Annotated in this window: 18 protein-coding genes and 1 other RNA gene; 5 read left to right on the forward strand and 14 right to left on the reverse strand. The window is 37.6% G+C overall.

Annotated elements, in window-relative coordinates:
• Positions 1-97 precede the first annotated feature (97 nt).
• From ASU35_RS20160 to ASU35_RS19210, 5 genes are read left to right on the forward strand one after another with little or no spacing between them, the layout of a single operon-like run.
• Entirely contained in the window at positions 98-4750 is a 4653-nt protein-coding gene (locus tag ASU35_RS20160; protein ID WP_058352442.1) for a peptidoglycan-binding protein, read from the forward strand.
• A gap of 52 nt (positions 4751-4802) precedes the next feature.
• Positions 4803-7967: a phage tail domain-containing protein gene (locus ASU35_RS07675; protein WP_058352443.1), complete on the forward strand. Its 3165-nt coding sequence runs from the start codon at positions 4803-4805 to the stop codon at positions 7965-7967.
• Positions 7968-7973: 6 nt separating this feature from the next.
• Entirely contained in the window at positions 7974-8264 is a 291-nt protein-coding gene (locus tag ASU35_RS07680; RefSeq protein WP_058352444.1) for a hypothetical protein, read from the forward strand.
• Positions 8261-8947, forward strand: coding sequence for a hypothetical protein (locus ASU35_RS07685; protein ID WP_058352445.1), 687 nt, complete (start codon positions 8261-8263; stop codon positions 8945-8947). The genes ASU35_RS07680 and ASU35_RS07685 overlap by 4 nt, the downstream gene beginning before the upstream one ends.
• Before the next feature lie 11 nt (positions 8948-8958).
• Complete coding sequence (locus ASU35_RS19210; RefSeq protein WP_156059381.1) at positions 8959-9123, forward strand: hypothetical protein; 165 nt, start codon at positions 8959-8961, stop codon at positions 9121-9123.
• 157 nt (positions 9124-9280) lie between these two features.
• Here ASU35_RS19210 and ASU35_RS07690 read toward each other — a convergent pair whose 3' ends face one another.
• The 14 genes from ASU35_RS07690 to glgA all read right to left on the reverse strand — a co-directional run bounded on the left by ASU35_RS07690 (position 9281) and on the right by glgA (position 22135).
• Positions 9281-9502: a hypothetical protein gene (locus tag ASU35_RS07690; RefSeq protein ID WP_058352446.1), complete on the reverse strand. Its 222-nt coding sequence runs from the start codon at positions 9500-9502 to the stop codon at positions 9281-9283.
• 165 nt (positions 9503-9667) lie between these two features.
• Positions 9668-9904, reverse strand: coding sequence for a hypothetical protein (locus ASU35_RS07695; protein ID WP_058352447.1), 237 nt, complete (start codon positions 9902-9904; stop codon positions 9668-9670).
• Between the two features lie 383 nt (positions 9905-10287).
• Positions 10288-10631, reverse strand: a transfer-messenger RNA (tmRNA) gene (gene ssrA / locus ASU35_RS18655).
• Positions 10632-10688: 57 nt separating this feature from the next.
• A complete protein-coding gene (gene smpB / locus ASU35_RS07700) occupies positions 10689-11156 on the reverse strand; it encodes an SsrA-binding protein SmpB (RefSeq protein ID WP_058352448.1) in 468 nt (155 codons plus the stop codon).
• A 62-nt stretch (positions 11157-11218) separates the two neighbouring features.
• A complete protein-coding gene (gene rnr / locus ASU35_RS07705; protein WP_058352449.1) occupies positions 11219-13348 on the reverse strand; it encodes a ribonuclease R in 2130 nt (709 codons plus the stop codon).
• Positions 13349-13536: 188 nt separating this feature from the next.
• Positions 13537-13776 (reverse strand): preprotein translocase subunit SecG, encoded by a 240-nt coding sequence (gene secG, locus ASU35_RS07710; RefSeq protein ID WP_058352450.1) that lies wholly within the window; start codon positions 13774-13776, stop codon positions 13537-13539.
• 83 nt (positions 13777-13859) lie between these two features.
• Complete coding sequence (gene gpmI / locus ASU35_RS07715; protein ID WP_058352451.1) at positions 13860-15404, reverse strand: 2,3-bisphosphoglycerate-independent phosphoglycerate mutase; 1545 nt, start codon at positions 15402-15404, stop codon at positions 13860-13862.
• 15 nt (positions 15405-15419) lie between these two features.
• A complete protein-coding gene (locus ASU35_RS07720) occupies positions 15420-16109 on the reverse strand; it encodes a trimeric intracellular cation channel family protein (protein ID WP_058352452.1) in 690 nt (229 codons plus the stop codon).
• A gap of 21 nt (positions 16110-16130) precedes the next feature.
• The gene (gene tpiA / locus ASU35_RS07725; protein WP_058352453.1) at positions 16131-16880 is read right to left on the reverse strand and encodes a triose-phosphate isomerase; all 750 of its coding nucleotides are present in this window, start codon (positions 16878-16880) and stop codon (positions 16131-16133) included.
• A gap of 82 nt (positions 16881-16962) precedes the next feature.
• Positions 16963-18156, reverse strand: coding sequence for a phosphoglycerate kinase (locus ASU35_RS07730; RefSeq protein ID WP_058352454.1), 1194 nt, complete (start codon positions 18154-18156; stop codon positions 16963-16965).
• Between the two features lie 91 nt (positions 18157-18247).
• Complete coding sequence (gene gap / locus ASU35_RS07735; protein WP_058352455.1) at positions 18248-19264, reverse strand: type I glyceraldehyde-3-phosphate dehydrogenase; 1017 nt, start codon at positions 19262-19264, stop codon at positions 18248-18250.
• 226 nt (positions 19265-19490) lie between these two features.
• Positions 19491-19754, reverse strand: a complete 264-nt coding sequence (locus tag ASU35_RS07740) for a spore coat protein (protein ID WP_423229974.1) — start codon at positions 19752-19754, stop codon at positions 19491-19493.
• 12 nt (positions 19755-19766) lie between these two features.
• A complete protein-coding gene (locus ASU35_RS07745; RefSeq protein WP_058352456.1) occupies positions 19767-19952 on the reverse strand; it encodes a hypothetical protein in 186 nt (61 codons plus the stop codon).
• Between the two features lie 746 nt (positions 19953-20698).
• Complete coding sequence (gene glgA, locus ASU35_RS07750) at positions 20699-22135, reverse strand: glycogen synthase GlgA (protein WP_058352457.1); 1437 nt, start codon at positions 22133-22135, stop codon at positions 20699-20701.
• Positions 22136-22208 lie beyond the last annotated feature (73 nt).

Consider the following 22208-nt stretch of genomic DNA (forward strand, 5'->3'; position numbering starts at 1 on the left):
AAGTATATCAGATATAGGAAGAAGATTTAAGAACGCTATGTTTTGAAGCACTTACATATCAAATGGAATAAAACCATCAGAAGCATATAAAAATACGATGGTTAATTGTTCAAAGGCGGCAAAACAAGAAGCTGTTGCTATTGCAAAAGGAAATTCTACACTACAAGAAGCAGAACAAGCGCTTAATTCAGCAGAAAGTTCTACTATTGGATTAACAATTGCTCAGACAGCTTTAAATGCAGTTATTGGGCTAGGTGTTGGATTATTGATTAATCTTGCGGTAAAAGGAATTTCTAAGGTAATAAATTATCAACAAGATTTAATAGATAAATCAGAAGAAGCTATTAGTGCTTTTGAAGAGTCGAGAGATTCATTAAGTAATAACAAACAAACGATTGACAATATATCATCTGATTACGCAAAATTAGCACAAGGCGTAGACAGTTTGGGAAGAAATATATCTCTAAATACAGAAGAATATTCAAGATATAATGAAATTGTAAACAAAATAGCAGATATGTTTCCTCAAATGGTTCAAGGTTATACAGATGAAGGAAATGCAATTATTGCAAATAAAGGCAATGTAGAAGAATTAACAAGAGCATATGAAGAGCAAAAGAAAGCATATCAAGATTTAGTTATAACAAAAAGTGCCGAAACATTTGACGGATATAAAGCTAAAGTTGTAGAAACATCTTTACCAGAAAAATTAAAAGGTAAGAGAGGTACTTATGCTTATTCTGAACAGAAAAAGTATATTGATGAATTAATCGAAAGTTTAGAAAAAGGTCAAGAAGCCTTTGAAGATTTTTATAGTAATCAGTATATTGGAAACAGTGATATTTATAGTGTACTGTATAGTGCAACCAAGACCGCAGGTATTGATTGGGGCGGTATAATGAATACTGATGAAAGATACGATCAGATAAAAACTCAAATGACAAAACTGTATGCGTATCAAAGACAGTTGGTTTCAAATATAAATACCGAGACTGCAAAAATCAAACCAATAATGAGTGCTTATTTAGAGCAGTCATATGATTATCAATCTTTAGATTCTAATGTACAAGATGTTGTTAGTCAAATTATAGGTCAATTTGATTCAGAGTTTTATATGCAGTTTGATAATGAAACTGATATGGCATCTTGGGTCACTGAAAATATTGTGAATAAATTTAAAGGTGTTGATGGTAAAAAAGTTGCTGATGCCTTTAAAAATGCTATTAATTTGAAGACAAAATTACAAAATGGTGAAATATCACTTGATGAATATTTGTCTGCTATAAGTGAGTTTAAAACTCTTATTGATGGCTTTGATAATAGCACGAAAAAATCTGTTGAGTTAATTTTTAATGTAAATTCTTCAAACGGATTAAGCACGGATACTATGGTCAATAATGTCAAAGATAAGTTACAAGATGAATTTGATGACAAAGTTGGCACTCTTACCATTGATGACTTAGAGATTGCTGCGAATTTGGAAATTCCAGAAGGTACTCTTCTAACTTGGGATGAACTTATTAGCAAGATTAAAGAAGTTCAAAGTTCAACATTAAACAATGAAACGGACATTTCCTATACAGAACAACTTTCCCAAGTCCAAGCACTCTCCAAAGGTCTTGACCAACTCGGTAAAATCTATACGGATGTACAAAATAAAGAAGATTTTGACTGGTCATCCATCTTAAATAATAAAGATTTTGAAGAAACATTTGGCAATATGCAGAATGTTAACGGCGAATATAAAAATGCCTACGAAGACTTTATTCAAACAGTTTCTAATTCTCCAAATGACATTAATGCTTGTCAAACAGCATTTGATAATCTTGCAACTGCCTATATCAATAATTCAGGTGTATTAGATAATCTCACAGAAGAAACAAAGGCTTCTACTATTGCTATGCTTGAACAAATGGGTATTGCAAATGCTGATGAGGTTGTCACTGCAAAGTTAGCAGCTCAAGAATTAAAGCTGAAACTAAATATGGAAGGCACTACAGATGAGATTTCCAAACAGATTTCAGATTTAATAAATCATGGTGAAGCTTCAGGTATTGCTGCATCTGCCCTATTTGATTTGGTTACACAGGTAAAGGTTTTTAATACCACTGGTTTAAGCGTAACAGACAGAGTTAAAGAATTAGAAAAACTTGCTACGGCATTTGGTATTGCTACTGATTCAGCTAGTGATTATTGGACAGTAGAAAGACAACTTGCATATGCTAAAAGCAAAGGAATTTCAGAAGAACAATTTCTTGCAAATACAACTTCTAAATATCAAAATGCAATTCAAGAAAAGTTTGGCTCTATTTCTGCCAAATATACTAGCGGATTAACTACAAATAAAAACTCTGGTTCATCTTCATCATCCAAGGATACTAAACAGCCTATTGATTGGATTTCCCGTAAATTTGACATTCTTGCCAAGCAATTAGACGTAATCAAAAAGAAAGCATCCGAGGTTTATTCCACATTTAAAAACCAAAATAAACAGTTAGACCTTGCTATTGAAAACATTGAGAGTCAGATTACTTTATATAAGAAAGCATATACAGCTTATATGAAACAGGCTGATTCCGTTGGTTTATCCGCTTCTCTTAAAAAGAAAGTTCAAAATGGTTCAATGAATGTAAGTGAGTATTCTGGTACAATTGCTGACAAAATACAGGAATACCAGAAATATTATGACCTTGCACAAGATACACTAAAGACTATCACTGAACTTAAATTGGAAGAAAAGGAACTTGCAAGTCAAAAACTTTCCAATATCACAGACGATTACGATAGAAAGAAATCTTATCAAGAAGCACTTGCTAATCTTCGTGAAGCGAAAGCAGGTGATAATCTCACTGAAAAAGATTATAACTATCTCATCAAAAAGCAAAATCATATCAAAGCAAATTTACAGAAAGAACAAAAAGCCTTAGAGGATGAGTTCAATGCTTTGGTGAAAAATGGAACGATTAAAAAATATTCCGATGCTTGGTATGAATGGAAAGAAAAAATCGTTGGTGTCAAAGTTGAAATCGAAGATTGTAATAACGAAATCGAAGATTTAGCAGAAAATATCATTGATATAAGATGGGAGAAATTCGACAAAGCTATTGAAAAACTTGATACCATTGGCGATAAGTTAAGTAAAATCAAGAATTTCTTCGATGGTGATTTATTTGACGGTACTTCTATCACTAAAACTGGATTGGCTAACGTAGCACTTGGGTTCGCTGATATGGCTAATGAAAAACAGAAATTAGTCAACTATCAGGCTGAGAAGAATAGATTGAATACTATGCTGAGTGATAATAATCTTACATCAGCAGAAAGAGAAAAATACGAAAAAAGACTGAAAGAGATTGAGAAACTTGAAATTGAATCCGCTTTAAATATCAAAAATGCAAGACAGTCTATTATTGACATCTACATTCAGTCTATTGAAGAAGAAACTAAAGCCATGGAGGATTTGACGACCGCAAAGAAATCGGAACTCCAAGCCGAAGTTGCACTCCATAATTATAGATCAAAAATTGCCGACAAAGAAGAAGATATTGCTATTCTTCAGAAAAAGATTGCTGAATTATCCAAATCTACTGACCGTAAAGATATTGCTATGCGGTTAGAATTAGAGGAAGAACTTAAAGAAGCAAAAGAAGATTTAGCTGAAGAACAATATCAGCATGATATAGACCAACAGCAAGAAGCATTAGATGAGGAATTATCCGATTTTGAAAAAATGCAAGACCAAAAGATTAAGGATGTTAAAAATAATCTTGATACTCAAGAGAAAATCCTTAACAAATACTTCTCTGACGTAAAATCTGGTTGGACAACTATGATTGATTATATGAGGGGGTATGGTAATCAATTTGGTGTAGATATGACTTCTACTCTTACCAATCTGTTAGAAAGTGCGAAGAGCTTGACTGAATTTATGGATATTAACCCAAATGTAGATTATAGCACTAAACATGTAAATAAAAATCAGACTGATATTCCTATTAGAGACATAGGAATTGGTGCTGTAGTTGGGGCAGGTACAGCAATAGTCAGCGGTAGCGGGAATTCTTCAACAGGCAAAAAGAAAGATACTTCTGGTGACAAAGATGTTGTTTCCAAAGAAAAGGCATCTACCTTGCCTGGTACTATTAAATATGGTGATAGTGGTAAAAACGTAACTGTTTTACAAAAGGCATTAAAGGCACTCGGATTTAGTGTTGGTTCTACTGGTGTTGATGGTAAGTTTGGTTCAAATACATTGGCTGCTGTTAAATCATTCCAAAAGAGTACAAAGGTTAGAGGTGGAGTTATTACGGCTGATGGTATTGTTGGTACAAATACCAAGAAGAAATTCAAGGCTAATAATTATCGAAAAGGTGTAAAAGATTTAAAAGAAAATCAGTTGGCACTTACACAGGAAGATGGAACTGAAATCGTCCTTAGACCGTCTGAAGGTATTTTAACTCCTTTACAAAAAGGTGATAGCGTTCTTACTTCTGCCCAAACAGATAATCTTATCGCATTGAGTAAAATGACACCTGTAGATATGTCAAAGTTATGGAATATCAATACCAATATTCCATCATTCTCCAATATTCAAACAAAAGAAAGTCCTGTTGTTATTGAACACTTGGATGCTTCTGTTAATTTAAGTGGAATTACTAGGGATGAAATTAATAAGACAATACTTGAAGAATGCAATAAAGTGCCTGATAAGATTGCAAAGGCAGTTTATAGAGGTGGATATAACAGATAATGTATGTTTTTGAGAGGGTGGTTTTTTTACTGCCCTCTTTTATTTATAGGAGGTGAGAAAAATTTTCGATAGATTTATTTTTGATGGAAAATCCAGTGATGTATATGATGTAGTTGCCGTATTTTTTGACAGAAAGCCAGATACATCTTATTCTGCTGGTTTAAAAACAGATTTATCTACATTCGCAAATAAGGCTACTGGTACTTTTGATATCGTAGAGCAAAACTACTCTGAACCAATGAAGTTTACTCTGCAAATCGTTAATAAGGATTTTACCGATTTTGATACTATCAAAGAAAGAGAAATCAAAAAATGGTTATGTAAAAGAGGGAAATATTGTTGGTTTAGCATAGAAACAGAAGGATATGAAAATATTCAATGGCAAATCAATATATCTAACCCAAAAGTTTTATATGTTGGCAGAGTAGTCGGTATGGAATTTGAATGTACTGCTAATGCCCCATTTGGTTACTCTCCTCTTATCACAAGGAAATTTGAAATTACAGATAATAATAAGTCTGCAAGTATACATGTTAATACAGATGAAGATGATTATATATATCCTCATATAGAAATTTCAATGATTGGGTATGGAAACTTGTCTATAATCAACAGTACAGAAATTGAGCATAGGGATTTTTTATTAAATAATGTGACATCTAACGAAGTTATTACCATTGATAATTCACTTCCTATTATTGGCTCTTCTCAAAACGGTCACAATATTTATTCTGATGCTCAAATAGAAGAAAGTTCAGATGATATTTATACGGTTATGACTGTAAGCGGTGGTGATTATGACGGAAATCCTTTGCAAATCACCGATGTAAACCCTACAGGTACGAGTTATATATGTAACTTTAACTATTATTATCCTTGGTTTAGTGACGAGTTAAAAGTAAAGATAACAGAGTTTAACAAAGCTTGTGCTAAGAGGAAAGGCGGTTATACTACTGCCATATCTACATTAAAAGAATTAATGTTGAAATTAGAGGATATCAATAATCGTGTTCCCAAAACAGAACATAGCACTGATTGGTCTGAATATGGTGTTATAGAATTACAGTCAGAGTTTAATTATTACAATCAAAAAATGTCTGTTTACTTAGATGGACAGAATGAATCTAAGCGTATGGAATATTATAATATCCTATATGGTACAAATGGTATTCAGAATGCTCTTACACAAAGAAAAAGTGAATATGCTGCAAAGGAAGCTGAAATTGCACATCAGCAAGAAATAATTAATAATTATGTCCTCAACATGGAAGAATTTCTTGGCAATGAATTATATAAAGAATTATCTTCCTATTTTTATTATACAACATTTACCGATGATACATTCGTTGCTACTCGTGCTATGGATGATTCTGAAATTCTTGAAATGAAATTGGCATTGTTAGAAGAAGCTGAAAGAAAACTCGCAGAGGTGTCTCACCCTTCTTATACAATGACAATTGACAGTGAGAATTTTCTTGCTTTGCCAAAGTATAAAGAATATGCAGAACAGTTATCATTAGGCTGTATGGTATCAGTCGAGTTTGAAGAAGATGAAATTATCACGCCAAGACTACTTAAAATAAGTATTGATTGGGAGGATTTAAAGAATTTTACTCTTACATTCAGCAGTAAAACAAAACTGGACGATGGATTAATACAGTTAGAAGAAATACATAAGCAGATTAATACTACAGTTACTTCACAAATCTTATCAGGTATTGGTTGGGACGCTGCTAAGAATCAAATAACACCAGTTAATGAGTTCATGAATAGTGCCTTAGATGCTTCAAAAAATGCGTTGTTTTCTGGTAAGAATCAGGAAGTTATTACAGACGGTTCTGGTATGAGACTCCGTAAATGGGTGGATGAGTTAAATAATTACAGCCCAAATCAGATGTGGGAAACTAATAATGGCATATACCTTACAGATAGTGCTTGGGAAAGTGTAAATGTTGCTATTGGTGAATTGAATATAGGGAAAGATACAAAAGGCAATGATATTACTATGTATGGTATTGCTGCTCCTCTTCTACTTGGCAAGATGACTATTTCTGAATCTTTATATATTATGAACCAAAATAACAGCTTCAGTATTAATAATGACGGACTTCTTGCATTAAGTCAGAATAAAAATACCGCTATCAAGATTAATCCTAATAACAACAGTGGCTTAATTGAAATTGTTAAAGGATATGGTACTTCTTCTGCGAAGAGTGTTTTCTATACTGATTCAAGTGGTAATTTGAATTTGACAGGAACTATAAATGCTAATAGTGGAACTATCGGAGGATGGACTATTGATTCTAACGGATTAAGTGGCGGGGGAACTATTAGTGGGGGAGAAATTACTGGTTCTATGCTTTTTTCACAGAATTACTTTTTGAGAGATGCGGAAGGAAAGCTCATTTATGACAGCTCTCATAGACCGAAAAAGAGTGGAATGGGTACCATGGTTAACCTGGAAACCGGATACAGTGTATTTTCGGGGAAATACCGTTATGCATGGCTGGATGAGGATGAGGAAGAGCATGATGCTTCTATAACGATGGACAACGGAAGGATACGAATACGGGATGAGAATGAGAGTGGAAGCCTTTATTATTCGTATGAAGGCATATCCACAACGAAGGATGGAAATGAAGCCTCTGGAATTATTGACTTTAAATCCAAAGTATTTGGAGAGTCAAAAAAGGGAAATGTTTATAAAGGGATTACAATTAAAACAAGAAACAGCCCACTTGGGCTAATATCGGATGGAAATCATGTGATTGTAAGCCCGAATAAAAACCAAGCCTTATATGACCCATCGGATAAAAATATGTTCGATAAGTTCACCTTTGCTACAAGGAACCGGTTTGACACAAATGCAAAGGGCGAGATTGATTATGGGAAAAAAATCAGTGACGGAGGCGGTATCCTTTATTATGGCAAGAGGAAATATAACGAGTCAGAGGACAGGTATGAGCACTCGGTAGGGTTGGAGCTTTCCACAGAAAGCACGGTATATATCGTGGATGGTCTTGGCAGGCGTGGAGAAGGTTACCTGGTTGCAAAAAACATTCCAAAGCCGGTAAAATCAATGAGCGTATCGGATAAAGAGTTTTCTTTCGAAACGAAGGATGGAACCGGAACCTATGCCCTGACCAAGGACAGCTCTGGAAGGATTACAAAAATGGACGATGGAAACGGGAATACCATAAAGATAACCTGGAGGTGATTATTTTTGACAAGACAGGAGGAAATCGCTTTCCAAAATGGTCTACTGTGCGGTATGGCTGCAAAGGGAGGTATCGCTGTTCCGATTAAATCAGGAGGCGGTGAAACAAAGAATTCAGGAATATTTAAAATAGAGGACATGGGATACGGAGGTGGTATATCTCCAATAAAATGTGTTGTTTTAAAAACAAAGCTGTATCCTTGTATACAGGGTGCGTATGTGTTGGAATTTAAGCTACCGCAATATGGGCAGATGGAAAGCAATTTGTTTCAGTTTGAAAGGATGGATGAAGAATGAAATATGATGTTGTGACATTTAAACGAAAAGATGGTGAGTACGGAGAAACAATATACCAATTAGCAGATTATCTAGTGAGCCTAAATATCGGTTTTAAAATTGTAAAAAAAGAGGATGACGGTAGGTATTGTAAATGTATATTGCAAAGGGGAGATAGTCCTTTTTGTTTATTATTTGAAAAAAGAAAGAGTAATTCTGATGTGGAATGTAGTTTTAGAAGAAACCCAGAAGGATCAGGATCTGGTTATAGTTATAAAAGATTTGAACATAGTTTATCGTATTCATTATCTTTTCACTATATATATGATGATGATACATTTCTTTTTGCTATTAGGGATTATGATTACAGGAAATGGATGGGTGACGCTTATGGATTTTCAAAATTAACAAATTTGATTACAGGAAAAGAGAAACATTGTCTTTTGTATAGGAATTCAATTTACTCAGAAGACGATGAAAATATTGGTATTGTCGAAAGGTCATGCACAATTTCTGAAGGCTATAATGACTATATCATGCTGAATAGCCCATTATTCACTGTAAATAATAATTATATTCTCCCATACAAAATAAATGGTCTTTACTGTATAGTAAAAAGCTGGAAAGATATGCCAAACGGATTATACAAGGTAAATGGGAAGGTTGGATTTCTTTGCGACAATCTTTTCTTCATTGATTTATAGGAGGGCGAGAAATGAGTACATACAGATATGAAAAAGAAACTATCCATAACATCCTACAGCTGCTTCAGGAGCTGGAAATCAAAGGCTTCAAAAATGCCGGGCTGTTATTTTCAGCCTCGGAAATGCTAAGAAATCCTTTAGAGGAGGTGGAAGAACATGATAAAGTAGGAGCATAAAGAAATCACAGGAGAGATTATGACAGGAAAGAAGCCTAAGGGCTTCTTTTTTCATGGGAAAGACATAAGCTTGTGTTAGATAATTATTGGTACAATTATAGGACAGTTGAGATTAGTTTCTCTTCTGTCCTATTTTTTTACGTTTTATCTTTATGTATTATACCCATTTAGGGAAATTATATATAGGAATCATTGCAGTTTTATGATTTATTTTCATTATATCTTGCATAGGTTTGATATCTTCCATTGTAATAATCTTATCTGCATCACTATTTTCTTTTATAAACTGTACGCAATCTATTTTTCCAGTTTTCGATATACTGTTATATAATAAATATGTTTGTTTCGTATCAAATACTATTTTATCTTTTGTAATCATAATTTGCTCCTTTTATCTTGTTATGTGAACATTTGTTTGGTTTGATAAGATTATATTATCAAACTTATGTTTATTTGTCAATATGAAAGGAGCAAATTAAAACTAATGTTGTGTTTTAAAATAAATAAGGGTAGTTGAGAATTATTTCTCTTCTACCATTATTTTTTACGACACCAACTTTTGTTCTTCTATATGCACTTTAATTATGCTTACAGCTTCTTCTGGCGTTATATGAGCCGTTTTTAGAAGTTGGTTGATACATTCCATGTCTCTTTCATTTTTGTCCTTATATAAGGCTTCTAGCTCGTTTGTTTCATTTTTTATTCTTTGTTGCAATGAGGAAATTAATTTTTCCTTTTCTTTTATTCTATCCTCAATAGATTTTCTTTGACCTCTTGCCATAATGCCTCCTGATACTTTATGATTATATATATTATAAGTATATGGACAAGATGGTAAATTTATACATATTTTTGTTGTACTGCAAAACTGTATGTGATATAATACTTTTTGTATTTAGAGTAATGGATTTTTGTGTTATACTCACCAAATTCCATTAAAATAGGTATCACCATTCCTTCTCTCAATTGTCTGGTGATACCTATTTTTTTATATTTTAAAATGTGTTAAATTCGTTTCAAATTACTGTCTATCATTTTTATTTGACCCCAATTTTGACCCCAATTATTTTGGTCTGATATGGTCTAGAACGGTCTGAAATGACTATTTTTAACATTTTGCTCATATAGAAGTGCCGAAAATCCAGCATTTCCAACACTTCTAGCATATGGAGCTGAGGGGAATCGAACCCCTGTCCGAAAATCTATCCACCTGAGTATCTCCTATCACAGTCAGTTATTTGACATTCCCTCCACGGACCGGCAACTGACAGCCTGCCTGCTTCAGTAGATTCATAATACGCCTATATACTCAAATCTTTGTATACATCGTTTCCTGCAGAGTCGATGCCCTATTCCGACGTGCAGGTCCGCCGGATAGAACAGCTGCCATTAGGCAGCGTATGCTAAATTATCTTCAGCGTTTATATTTAATTCCAAGTTTTAACGTGGTCCTGGTCCACGGATAGCTGCTCGGGTTTCAAAATCCCCGTCGAAACCAGTACAACCCCCTGGTTTATCATCTGCCCATTTAGGCAAAATTATTTTAACATACCTTGCTTACTTCGTCAATACAGATTCTTCACCTTAAATTCCTTTTCTGCTTCACGCCGCTGGTCTTTTTTTGCAATATCCTGGCGTTTATCATACAGCTTCTTTCCTTTGGCAAGACCAATGGACAGCTTTACAAGCTCTCCCTTAAAATAGATCTCCAGCGGCACAATCGTATAGCCCTTTTGTGCCATCTGACCAGCCAGCTTGTTGATTTCATACTTATGAAGCAGAAGCTTCTTTACCCGCAGCGGATCCTTATTAAAAATATTTCCCTTTTCATAAGGACTGATGTGCATATTGTAAATATAAACCTCTCCGTTTTCAATACGGATAAAGGATTCCTTTACACTGCATTTTCCCATCCGCAGAGATTTTACCTCTGTACCATGCAAGGAAATACCTGCCTCATAGGTATCCTCAATAAAATAGTCAAATCTTGCCTTTTTATTGTTGGCAATCAGCCGTTTTGTCTCTTTTCCCATGTGTTTATCCTCCTCAGATTTCTGGCGGTCTGCCTAAAATCTGCAAAATCAATCTACTTATACTATTCCTCTGCCGGAATAAAATCAATGGTTTTCAGTATCCTGTCAACGCTATCCACCTCTACTAAAATCCGTTCTCCCAGCTTATAGGTTTTTCTTGTATGCTCTCCTATCATAACATAATTTTCTTCATCGTAGTAGAAATAATCGCCGGGAAGATTCGTCACACGAATCATACCTTCGACAGTATTCGGAAGCTCCACATAGATGCCCCAAGTCGTAAGACCAGATATGACGCCTTCAAAAACCTCACCAATAAACTGTTTCATATATTCTGCTTTTTTAAGCTTCTCTACTTCTCTCTCAGCCTCATCAGCCCGGCGTTCCATCATACTGGAGCGAGTCGCTACCTCTGGAAGAATTTTTGCATAATGCTCCCTCCGCTTTTCGGTAATACCTCGCCGCAAATTTTCCTTGATAATCCGATGAATCTGAAGGTCCGGATACCGGCGGATTGGCGAAGTAAAATGACAGTAATATTTGGTTGCCAGACCAAAATGACCGTCGTTATCCGTCGTGTATTTTGCCTGCTTCATAGAGCGTAGGGTCAGTCGGCTGATTAAAGCCTCCTCCGGCGTTCCATCAATTTTTTCCATCAGCTTCTGCAGCTCCTTCGGATGAATCTCATCCTGAGAAATACGGATGCTGTAGCCAAAATTATTGATAAAAATGCCCAGCTTTTCAATCTTATCCGAATCCGGGTAATCGTGGGTACGATATACAAAAGGCAGTTCCTGCCAGAAATAGTCCTCTGCTACCGTTTCATTAGCAATCAGCATAAAATCCTCAATAATCTTGGTTGCCTTATTCCGCTCGTATGGCTGGATGTCCGTTGGACACCCCTTGTCATCCAGATAAATCTTACTCTCCGGGAAATCAAAATCAATAGAGCCTCTCTGATGACGCTTTTTCCGCAAAATATCTGCCAGTTCCTCCATCAGAAGAAACATCGGAACCAGCTCCTTATATTCCTCACACTCTGCCGGATCCTTATCCTCAATAATCTTCTTTACGCTGGTATAAGACATTCTTCGACTCACCCGCACTACAGACTCTGCAATCCTATGGCTTACTACCGTTCCCTTTTCATCAATATCCATAAAACAACTTAAAGCCAGGCGGTCTACTCCTGCATTCAAAGAACAGATACCGTTGGAAAGCTTGTGAGGAAGCATAGGAATAACACGATCTACCAGGTATACACTGGTACCACGCTTTAATGCTTCTTTGTCTAATGGTGTGTTTTCCTGAACATAGTGAGATACATCTGCAATGTGTACACCAAGATGATAGATTCCGTCCTCCTTTGTCAGGGTAATCGCATCATCCAAATCCTTGGCATCCTCTCCATCGATTGTCACCATCTGCCAATCACGAATATCACAGCGTCCGGCAATGTCAAAGGAATCTACTTCTTCTTTCACCTTTTCCACCTGCTTCATAACCTCAGCCGGATATTCCTCTGGCAGTCCAAAGGCCTTAATAATTGACATAATATCTACACCTGGATCATTGACATGTCCCAAAATTTCAACAATTTTTCCTTCGGGACTCTTCTGGCTGCTTCCATAACTAATAAGCTGTGCAACTACCTTATGACCGGTCACAGCCCCTTTTGTATGCTCCTTTGGAATAAAAATATCTGTTCCCAGCTTCTGATTATCCGGAACAACAAAGCCAAAATTCTTGCTTTTATGAAAGGTACCGACTACCATATCCGTACCACGCTCCAAAATAGTCAGCACCCGGCCTTCCTTTCGTTTTCCCGTCTTTTCCGCATAAATCTCTATCTGCACCGTATCCCCGTGCATTGCTCCTTTAGAAGCATCCTCCGGGATAAAAATATCCTCCTTTTCACCTTCAACAGTAACAAAACCAAAGCCCTTCGCCGTACCAGAAAAAAGTCCTCTCTTTACGTTGCCTGCAGCCGGGCGAATTAACCCACGGCTGTCAATCTGGATACGACCTTCCGCCACCAGAGTATCTATTACCTGGCGAAAATCCTCCTTATCCCTTTTTGGAACCTGCAAAATTCCCGCCATTTCCTTAAACTTCACCGGAATATATTCCTCGGAAGCAATATAATCAAATATCATTTCCTTTTTCTGATTTAAAATTTCCTTTTCTAACATACATCTCCTTATACTGTATACCATGTTCTTATAATTTCATGATTTCCTTTGTACCCTACTTATAGTATACCCGTATTTTCCCCTCACTGCAATTCATTTATTCAAAAGAATTTGCAAAGCCATTTTCCGTTTTCCGTGTAACGTAAAACAGGCTGTCGCAGTATAGCAACAGCCTGTCCTCATCTTTTTTACCAGTTCAGATTTAAAACAACAGAAAGCACAATAAATGCTACTGCCAGGAACTTTGTGGACTTCTCTAAAGCCCCCTCCATAGAACGTCCTTTGTTCTTGCCCCAGTAGGTATCAGCGGCACCGCTGATCGCACCGGTAAGTCCGGCCTGCTTTCCTTCCTGCATTAAAACAATAACGGTCAATGCTACACAAATGATAATATATACAATTGTAACGATTGTTCTTAAAATATCCATCGTTTCACCTCCTAAGCATCGGTCTCGTTTTCCCGAGTACACTCATAGAGTTTATTTTAACATACATCATCTGAGATTGCAAGTTATTTCTTTATCAGCAGGGATTCTCCTGTCATCTCTGCCGGCTTTTCCATACCCATCATTTCAATCAGTGTAGGTACGATATCTGCCAGGCGGCCACCCTCGCGAAGTGTGTAGGCTTTATCATAATTTACAAGGATGAATGGTACAGGATTCGTCGTATGAGCTGTAAATGGTTCTCCTGTCTCATAGTCAATCAACTGCTCTGCATTTCCGTGGTCTGCACAGATAAACATCTGTCCATCAACCTCAAGTAAAGCCTCGTATGCCTTTCCGACACATTCATCTACAGCCTCAACAGCCTTCACTGCAGCAGTCTCAACTCCGGTATGCCCTACCATATCCGGATTAGCAAAGTTAATAATGATAACATCATATTTATCGGATTTGATTGCGTTGACCAGATTATCTGCCACCTGATAAGCACTCATCTCCGGTTGTAAATCGTAAGTCGCAACCTTTGGAGAATTTACAAGAATTCTCTCTTCTCCTTCGTTTGGAGCCTCAACACCACCATTAAAGAAGAAGGTAACATGAGCATATTTCTCTGTCTCAGCGGTACGCAGCTGCTTTAAACCATGAGCTGCTAAAAACTCACCAAAGGTATTCTTAATTTCTACCTTATGGAAGGCTACCAGCTTATTTGGAATTGTAACATCATACTCTGTGAAAGCGACATAGGTTGTTTTAATTCTACCTTCTTTTCTCTCAAAGCCTGTGAAGTCCTCGGCACAGAAAGCTCTGGTAATCTCTCTCGCACGGTCTGGACGGAAGTTAAAGAAAATAACAGAATCATTATTCTTTACGGTAGCAACCGGCTGTCCATTTTCGGTAATAACAGTAGGAAGCACAAATTCATCGGTTACATCTGCATCATAGGACTTCTGAACTGCTAAAGCAGCATCCTCTGCCTGTTCACCAACACCCTCTGTCATTGCCAGATAAGCCTTTTCTACACGCTCCCAGCGGTTATCTCTATCCATAACATAATAACGTCCGATTACCGTAGCAATCTTGCCTACACCCAGCTCCTTCATCTTAGCCTGTGCTTCCTCAATAAAGCCCTTACCAGAGGTAGGTGCTGTATCTCTACCATCTAAAAATGCATGAAGGTATACATTTTTAAGACCTTCCCTTCTGGCAAGCTCCAAAACACCATACATATGGGTATTGTGGCTATGTACGCCACCGTCAGATAACAATCCGAATAAATGTAAATCGGAATTATTTTTCTTGCAGTTTTCTACTGCTGCAAGTAAGGCTTCATTTTTAAAGAAATCCCCGTCCTCAATTTCCTTGGAAATACGGGTCAGCTCCTGGTATACGATGCGTCCTGCACCAATATTTAAATGTCCAACCTCAGAATTTCCCATCTGTCCGTCCGGAAGCCCAACGGCCAGACCACTTGCATTCCCCTTTACAAAGGGATATTCTGACATCAATTTGTCTAAAACAGGCGTTTTTGCTTCATATACAGCATTTGCCTGATGCTTTTCATTCAATCCAAAACCATCCAGAATCATCAATACGGTAGGTTTTTTACTCATAATTTTACCTCATTTCTATTTATGCATATCCTTTGAATCCTTTTCATGAAGCCATTCTCCCTCCGGTGCCTTTGGAAGATTCCAACGGTAATAAGCAGCCAGAATACGAATCACTACAATGCTTCCGATGCAAAAAAACATGGATGCCGCAGCAGGTACTCCTGCTTTCATCATATAATAGTGAACGACACTTCCTATAATCGCCGCAATTGCGTAAATTCGCTTGCGAAATATCAGAGGAATCTGATTTGCCATCGTGTCACGAATAGCACCACCGCCAACCGCTGTAATTGTCCCCATGAAGGTCGCCATAAATACACCACTCTTCGGATACAGCTGCATCACAGTATTCACACTGGTCGCCGCAAATACTCCAAGGCCCAAAGCATCCAAAAAGTTCATCCAGCAATTATAAGCATCTACATGCTTTGCCCAGAAGCTTCCCATAACAGACGCCAGGCAAAAAGCTGCTATAGAAGAAATCAATGCCACCATAAGATAAATGGATTTGCGAAACATCATAGGTGGAATCACTCCCAGCAAAATGTCACGGACAACACCGCCGCCACAGGCTGTTGTCACCGCAAATACCATAACTCCAAATAAATCCAGCTTTTTTTCAATTCCAAGCATAGCTCCTGAAACAGCAAAGGCAATAACACCTATCAGTTCAGTGATAAAAATAATCTGACTAACAAGCTCCACGAAAAACTCCCTCCGGCTCTTTTACTTATTGTAATTTACAATCTTTCCGAAGTCTGGCTTTAAGGAAGCACCGCCTACTAAGCCTCCGTCGATATCCGGCTGTGCAAACAGCTCAGGAGCAGATGCCGCAGATACACTTCCGCCATACTGGATACGAATTGCCTCTGCAGTAGCCTCATCATAGATTTCTCCGATACATGCACGAATTGCTGCACAAACCTCTTCGGCCTGCTCTGTTGTAGCAACCTTACCTGTACCAATAGCCCAGATTGGCTCATAAGCGATGACAGCGGTCTTTGCCTGCTCTGCAGTTACGTTTAAGAACGCAATCTTAATCTGCTGACGAATCCAGTCAATCGTGATTCCCTGCTCTCTCTGAGTTAAGGACTCACCACAGCAGATGATTGGTGTAATGCCATGCTCGAAAGCCTTTAATACTTTTTTATTTACAGTCTCATCGGTTTCTGCAAAATACTCTCTTCTCTCAGAATGTCCGATAATAACATATTTAACTCCAACATCGGTCAGCATGTTTGGAGCGATTTCACCGGTATACGCACCACTTTCTTCAAAATACATATTTTCCGCACCGATGCAGATATTGCTGCCCTTTGCAGCCTCCATTGCCGATGTAATAGAAATAGCCGGCACACAGAATACAACATCTACTTCATCATTTGCTACTAATGGCCTAAGCTCATTAATCAAAGCTACGGTCTCACTTGGAGTCTTATTCATTTTCCAGTTTCCTGCAATAATTTTCTTTCTCATATTATCTTCTCCCTTTTAGGTAGCGAAAACAGGGGAGGAGTCTTCTGACTCCAACCCCTTCTTCACTTTTTATTGATTTGAATTATTTGTCGTTTGCTGCTGCTACACCAGGAAGCTCCTTACCCTCTAAGAACTCTAAGGAAGCTCCACCGCCAGTAGAAATATGGGTCATCTTGTCACCAAAGCCTAACTGGTTAACAGCTGCTGCAGAATCACCGCCACCAATAATGGTTACTGCATCAATATCTGCCATTGCCTTAGCTACTGCAATCGTACCACCTGCAAAGTTTGGCATCTCGAAAGCACCCATAGGTCCGTTCCAAACAACGGTCTTAGCATCCTTGATAGCATCTGCAAATAGCTCGCAGGTCTTAGGTCCGATATCCAGGCCTTCCCATTCAGCAGGAATTTCTCCTCTGCCAACTATCTTACGGTTTGCATCATTGGAGAAGTCATCTGCAATTACAGTATCAACAGGAATTAACAGCTTAACACCCTTTTCCACTGCTTTCTTTAACATATCCAATGCATACTGCTTGTAATCCTCCTCTAATAAGGACTTACCAACCTCTTCACCTAAAGCAGCCATAAAGGTATACGCCATACCGCCACCAATAATTAAGGTATCAACCTTGTCAAGCAGGTTGTTGATAACAGAAATCTTGGAGGAAACCTTTGCACCACCAAGAATAGCAACAAAAGGTCTTTCAGGATTGTTTACTGCATTACCAAGGAAATCGATTTCCTTCTGCATCAGATATCCAACAACTGCAGTATCTACGAACTGGGTAACACCTACGTTGGAGCAGTGTGCTCTATGAGCAGTACCGAAGGCATCATTTACAAATACATCACATAAAGAAGCTAAGTCCTTGCTGAAAGCCTCTCCGTTCTTTGTCTCTTCTGCTCTGTAACGGGTATTCTCAAGAAGAATTACGTCACCATCCTGCATAGCCTCTACTGTTTCTCTTGCATTTGGCCCAACAACCTCTGGGTCAGCTGCAAACTTAACCGGCTGTCCTAACAGCTCAGAAAGACGTACAGCAACCGGTGCTAAAGACAGCTCCGGCTTTGGCTCTCCCTTAGGCTTTCCCAAATGAGAGCAGAGAATCAGCTTTCCGCCATCAGCAATCAGCTTCTTTAAGGTAGGCAAGGATGCAACCAAACGATTCTCATCAGTAATCTTTCCATCCTGCAATGGTACATTAAAATCACAACGTACTAATACTCTTTTTCCTTTTACATTGATATCATCAACAGATTTTTTGTTTAACATGGATTGTAATCCCCTTTCCCTTTTTTAGTCTAAATAAAGCAAAAGGGTCCGGTCCAAAGAACCGGACCCTTAATAGGTCTAAATTCGCAAATTAAGCTAATTCAGCAAAGTATTTGATTGTTCTTACCATCTGGCTTGTATAAGAATTCTCATTATCATACCAGGAAACAACCTGTACTTCATATAAGTCATCAGCGATAGGTGCAACCATAGTCTGAGTAGCATCAAATAAAGAACCGTATGTAATACCTACGATATCAGAAGATACTAACTCCTCTTCAGTGTAACCGAAGGATTCAGAAGAAGCTGCCTTCATTGCTGCATTAATTCCTTCTTTTGTAATGTCCTTGCCCTTAACAACTGCTGTTAAGATAGTAGTGGAGCCTGTTGGAACAGGAACACGCTGTGCAGAACCGATTAACTTGCCGTTTAACTCAGGAATAACCAGGCCGATAGCCTTTGCTGCACCGGTAGAGTTAGGAACGATGTTAACTGCTGCTGCTCTTGCACGTCTGAAATCACCTTTTCTATGTGGTCCGTCAAGTACCATCTGGTCACCTGTATAAGCATGAATGGTGCTCATGATACCGGACTGGATTGGAGCATAATCATTTAATGCCTTTGCCATAGGAGCCAGGCAGTTTGTTGTACAGCTAGCTGCAGAAATAATGGTGTCATCCTTTGTCAGAATATCCTGGTTTACGCTGAATACAACGGTAGGAAGATCATTTCCAGCCGGAGCGGAAATAACTACCTTCTTAGCACCTGCATCGATATGAGCCTGGGCTTTAGCCTTAGATGTATAGAAACCGGTACACTCAAGTACTACGTCTACATCAAGCTCCTTCCAAGGAAGCTCTGCTGCATTTGCCTTTGCATAAATCTTGATTTCTTTTCCATCTACTACGATAGACTCTTCTTTAGCTTCTACCTTATCAGCTAAAGCATATCTGCCCTGAGATGAATCGTATTTTAATAAGTGTGCTAACATCTTAGGATCTGTTAAATCGTTGATTGCTACGATTTCATATCCCTCTGCTCCGAACATCTGTCTGAATGCGAGACGTCCAATACGTCCAAAACCATTAATTGCTACTTTTACTGCCATGATATAATTCCTCCTAAAATTAGAATTATTTGCCCCGGAACCAAACAGCTTGGACCGCAACAAATTTCAAGTATATTTTAACCGTTATATCACCAAATTTCAAGAGGATTTTGTTCTTTTTTTAACACATTGTGCAAAATAACAGAAAAAGAGGATAGTCTCCGCCTTTTTTTCACACAGTGACCATCCTCCTTTTTTCTTTTCCCTTATTCTGCTATAAATCCTATTATTTGCAGCTGCAGCCTGGGTTAACCAAAGCTCTCACATGCATAATTTCCTCTTCCTTCGCCTTTGCTGCCGGCTCATAGTATGCCTTATTCTTTGCGATTGTAAAAAGCTCATACTGTGAAGTCTCTGCCTGGTTACGAATCTGCTGCAAGGTCTGTCGTAAATTCTGGTTCTCTGTCTGGGTAATCATTTCCTCATAACGAGTCAGGCATCCGTTAATTCCATTTAACGCATCTGCTACCATAACTTTTTCGTCCATCATCTTACCTACCTCCTATTTTAAATACTGCAAAAATTGCTGCTTGTTCTGTGTTGCGGACTGTGCTGATTTCTGGAAAAACTGCTTTACCTGCGGGTCGTTTGCATTTTCTGCATAGCTTTGATACTTTTTCTCCTCCAGTTCGCTGGCTAAAAGAAGATGACGAAGATTCTGCAATTCCATTTCACTGATATTGCTCATAAGACTTCCCTCCATTTTCGTTTTTTTACAACGATAGTCTGTCCAGAGAGATGTGTTTTTATTCAAATTTTGAATTTATAGATTTGTTTTGATTTTCAAGAGACGAAAAGAGTATTGCTATTGTAGCTCTTAAGCTAGGACTACGAAGGACGATAATTCTAGAAAAATGCATATAGCTTATTACAAGTGACGAGTACGCGGACATTCGACATCCTGTCTCAAGTCCGCTCAAAAAACCTCCGTGTTTTTTGCCTCTGTAGACTATGCATTTTTAAGAATTATCAGCCCTTCTCCGTATAGCTTATTCGCTACAATAACAACACTCTTTTTTGGCTCCTGAAATTCAACAAATCTGCAATTCAAAATTCCAAGTCATGTACACAATCCTATAGTCCAGTAAAAATTAAAGTATAGTAGGTGTTTTTACCAGGTTAGAACTTTCCCTGAAATGATATGAAATTTTGGGTTATTGCAGGAATGTATTTATAAAGAAAGTAAAGCTTGCAGTAAATAAAAGAGAGAATTCTATAAAGATTTTATGTTTGATATTGCGGAAGCGAGTCTGAAAATCCAGAGCTTAGATATTCTCGTAATCGAAGGCACTCCTGAGATTACGTTAGAATATCTTGGCTCTTAGTTGAAGAGGAGCGAGCTATCAAACATAAAACTTTATAGAATTCTCTCTTATTAATTACTATCTACTTTGCATTTTTTTGCAAACATATTCCTGCGATAAACCCAAAATTTTACATTCTATCATACAATTCCTCATACTTGCGTGCTGAGCTGTTCCATGAGAAATCCTTTGCCATTCCACGATCTATAATCTTATTCCATTCCCGTTTTTTATTGAAGTACACACTCTTAGCATAACGGATGGTATTCAACATCTCATGGGCATTATAATTTGTAAAAGAGAAACCAGTACCAGTACTCTCATACTCATTATATGGCTCTACCGTATCACGGAGTCCACCTGTCTCTCTAACAATCGGAACAGTACCATAGCGTAAGCTCATCAGCTGACTTAAGCCACATGGTTCAAAGAGAGATGGCATTAAAAATCCATCACAGGCCGCATAAATTTTATGAGACATCTGGTTAGAATAATAAATGTTCGCAGACACACGTTCTGGATATTTCCACTCAAAGTGACGGAACAGATTCTCATACCTATCTTCTCCAGTTCCCAGAACCACCAACTGGGTATCCTCTGCACAAATCTCTTCAATTACATAATCAATCAGATCTAATCCTTTCTGGTCTGTCAAACGGGATACAATACCTATCATAAATTTCTTATCATCCTGTGCCAGTCCCAGTTCCTTCTGCAAAGCTCTCTTATTTTTTATTTTTTCCTTACGGAAATTCTTTATATTAAACTGATTATAAATCATCGTATCTGTCTCCGGATTATATTCATCATAATCCAGACCATTTACAATACCTACCAAACTATTGCTTCTGGCACGAATTAAGCCATCCAGTCCTTCTCCATAAAATGGCATCTTAATTTCCTCTGCATAGGACTCACTTACTGTCGTAACCATATCTGCGTATACAATACCGCCCTTTAAATAGTTGGCATCGCCATAGGCCTCCAGCTTATCCGGTGCAAAATAATACGCACTTAAGCCCGTAATATCCATAACCTTTTTTAAATTCCATATTCCCTGAAACTTTAAGTTATGAATCGTCATAATTGTCTTAATTCCCTGATAAAATTCGCCTGCACTAAAGCTATCATGAAGATATACCGGAATCAGACCTGTCTGCCAATCATGACAATGGATAATGTCCGGTCGGAAATCAAGTAATGGAAGTGCCGAAAGCACAGCTCTGCTGAAAAATGCAAATTTCTCAATATCCTCATGAATAGATCCATATGGTCGAAATCCTGCAAAATAGTATTCATTATCAATAAAATAGAAATGTACACCTTCATACTCCATTTCTAAAATCCCAACATACTGACTTCTCCAGGCTAGTTCCATATAAAAGTGTGTCCTGTACTCTAGCTTCTCCTTAAATTCCGATGGAATTGCAAGATATTTGGGTAAAATAACACGAACATCATATTCCTTCTTATTAAAATACTTCGGCAAAGTTCCTGCAACGTCTGCCAGGCCTCCTGTTTTCATAAATGGTACAGCTTCTGAAGCTGCAAAAAGTATTTTTTTCATGAAAAGCCCTCCTGTATGTATTCTTTAACTATAATTATACAATATACAGGAGGTTTATGAAAGTATAAATTTA

It is taken from the genome of Acetivibrio ethanolgignens, from assembly GCF_001461035.1.
Classification (GTDB): Bacteria; Bacillota; Clostridia; order Lachnospirales; family Lachnospiraceae; genus Velocimicrobium; species Velocimicrobium ethanolgignens.

Bases quoted from the DNA above. Each gene is read 5' to 3' on its own strand.
- ASU35_RS07745 (WP_058352456.1), bottom strand. From the start codon at position 19,952: ATGAGCAATATCAGTGAAATGGAATTGCAGAATCTTCGTCATCTTCTT.
- ASU35_RS07730 (WP_058352454.1), bottom strand. From the start codon at position 18,156: ATGTTAAACAAAAAATCTGTTGATGATATCAATGTAAAAGGAAAAAGA.
- tpiA (WP_058352453.1), bottom strand. From the start codon at position 16,880: ATGAGAAAGAAAATTATTGCAGGAAACTGGAAAATGAATAAGACTCCA.
- ASU35_RS07690 (WP_058352446.1), bottom strand. From the start codon at position 9,502: ATGATTACAAAAGATAAAATAGTATTTGATACGAAACAAACATATTTA.
- gap (WP_058352455.1), bottom strand. From the start codon at position 19,264: ATGGCAGTAAAAGTAGCAATTAATGGTTTTGGACGTATTGGACGTCTC.
- ASU35_RS07685 (WP_058352445.1), top strand. From the start codon at position 8,261: ATGAAATATGATGTTGTGACATTTAAACGAAAAGATGGTGAGTACGGA.
- glgA (WP_058352457.1), bottom strand. From the start codon at position 22,135: ATGAAAAAAATACTTTTTGCAGCTTCAGAAGCTGTACCATTTATGAAA.
- ASU35_RS20160 (WP_058352442.1), top strand. From the start codon at position 98: ATGGTTAATTGTTCAAAGGCGGCAAAACAAGAAGCTGTTGCTATTGCA.
- rnr (WP_058352449.1), bottom strand. From the start codon at position 13,348: ATGTTAGAAAAGGAAATTTTAAATCAGAAAAAGGAAATGATATTTGAT.
- ASU35_RS19210 (WP_156059381.1), top strand. From the start codon at position 8,959: ATGAGTACATACAGATATGAAAAAGAAACTATCCATAACATCCTACAG.
- ASU35_RS07695 (WP_058352447.1), bottom strand. From the start codon at position 9,904: ATGGCAAGAGGTCAAAGAAAATCTATTGAGGATAGAATAAAAGAAAAG.
- smpB (WP_058352448.1), bottom strand. From the start codon at position 11,156: ATGGGAAAAGAGACAAAACGGCTGATTGCCAACAATAAAAAGGCAAGA.
- secG (WP_058352450.1), bottom strand. From the start codon at position 13,776: ATGGATATTTTAAGAACAATCGTTACAATTGTATATATTATCATTTGT.
- gpmI (WP_058352451.1), bottom strand. From the start codon at position 15,404: ATGAGTAAAAAACCTACCGTATTGATGATTCTGGATGGTTTTGGATTG.
- ASU35_RS07740 (WP_423229974.1), bottom strand. From the start codon at position 19,754: ATGATGGACGAAAAAGTTATGGTAGCAGATGCGTTAAATGGAATTAAC.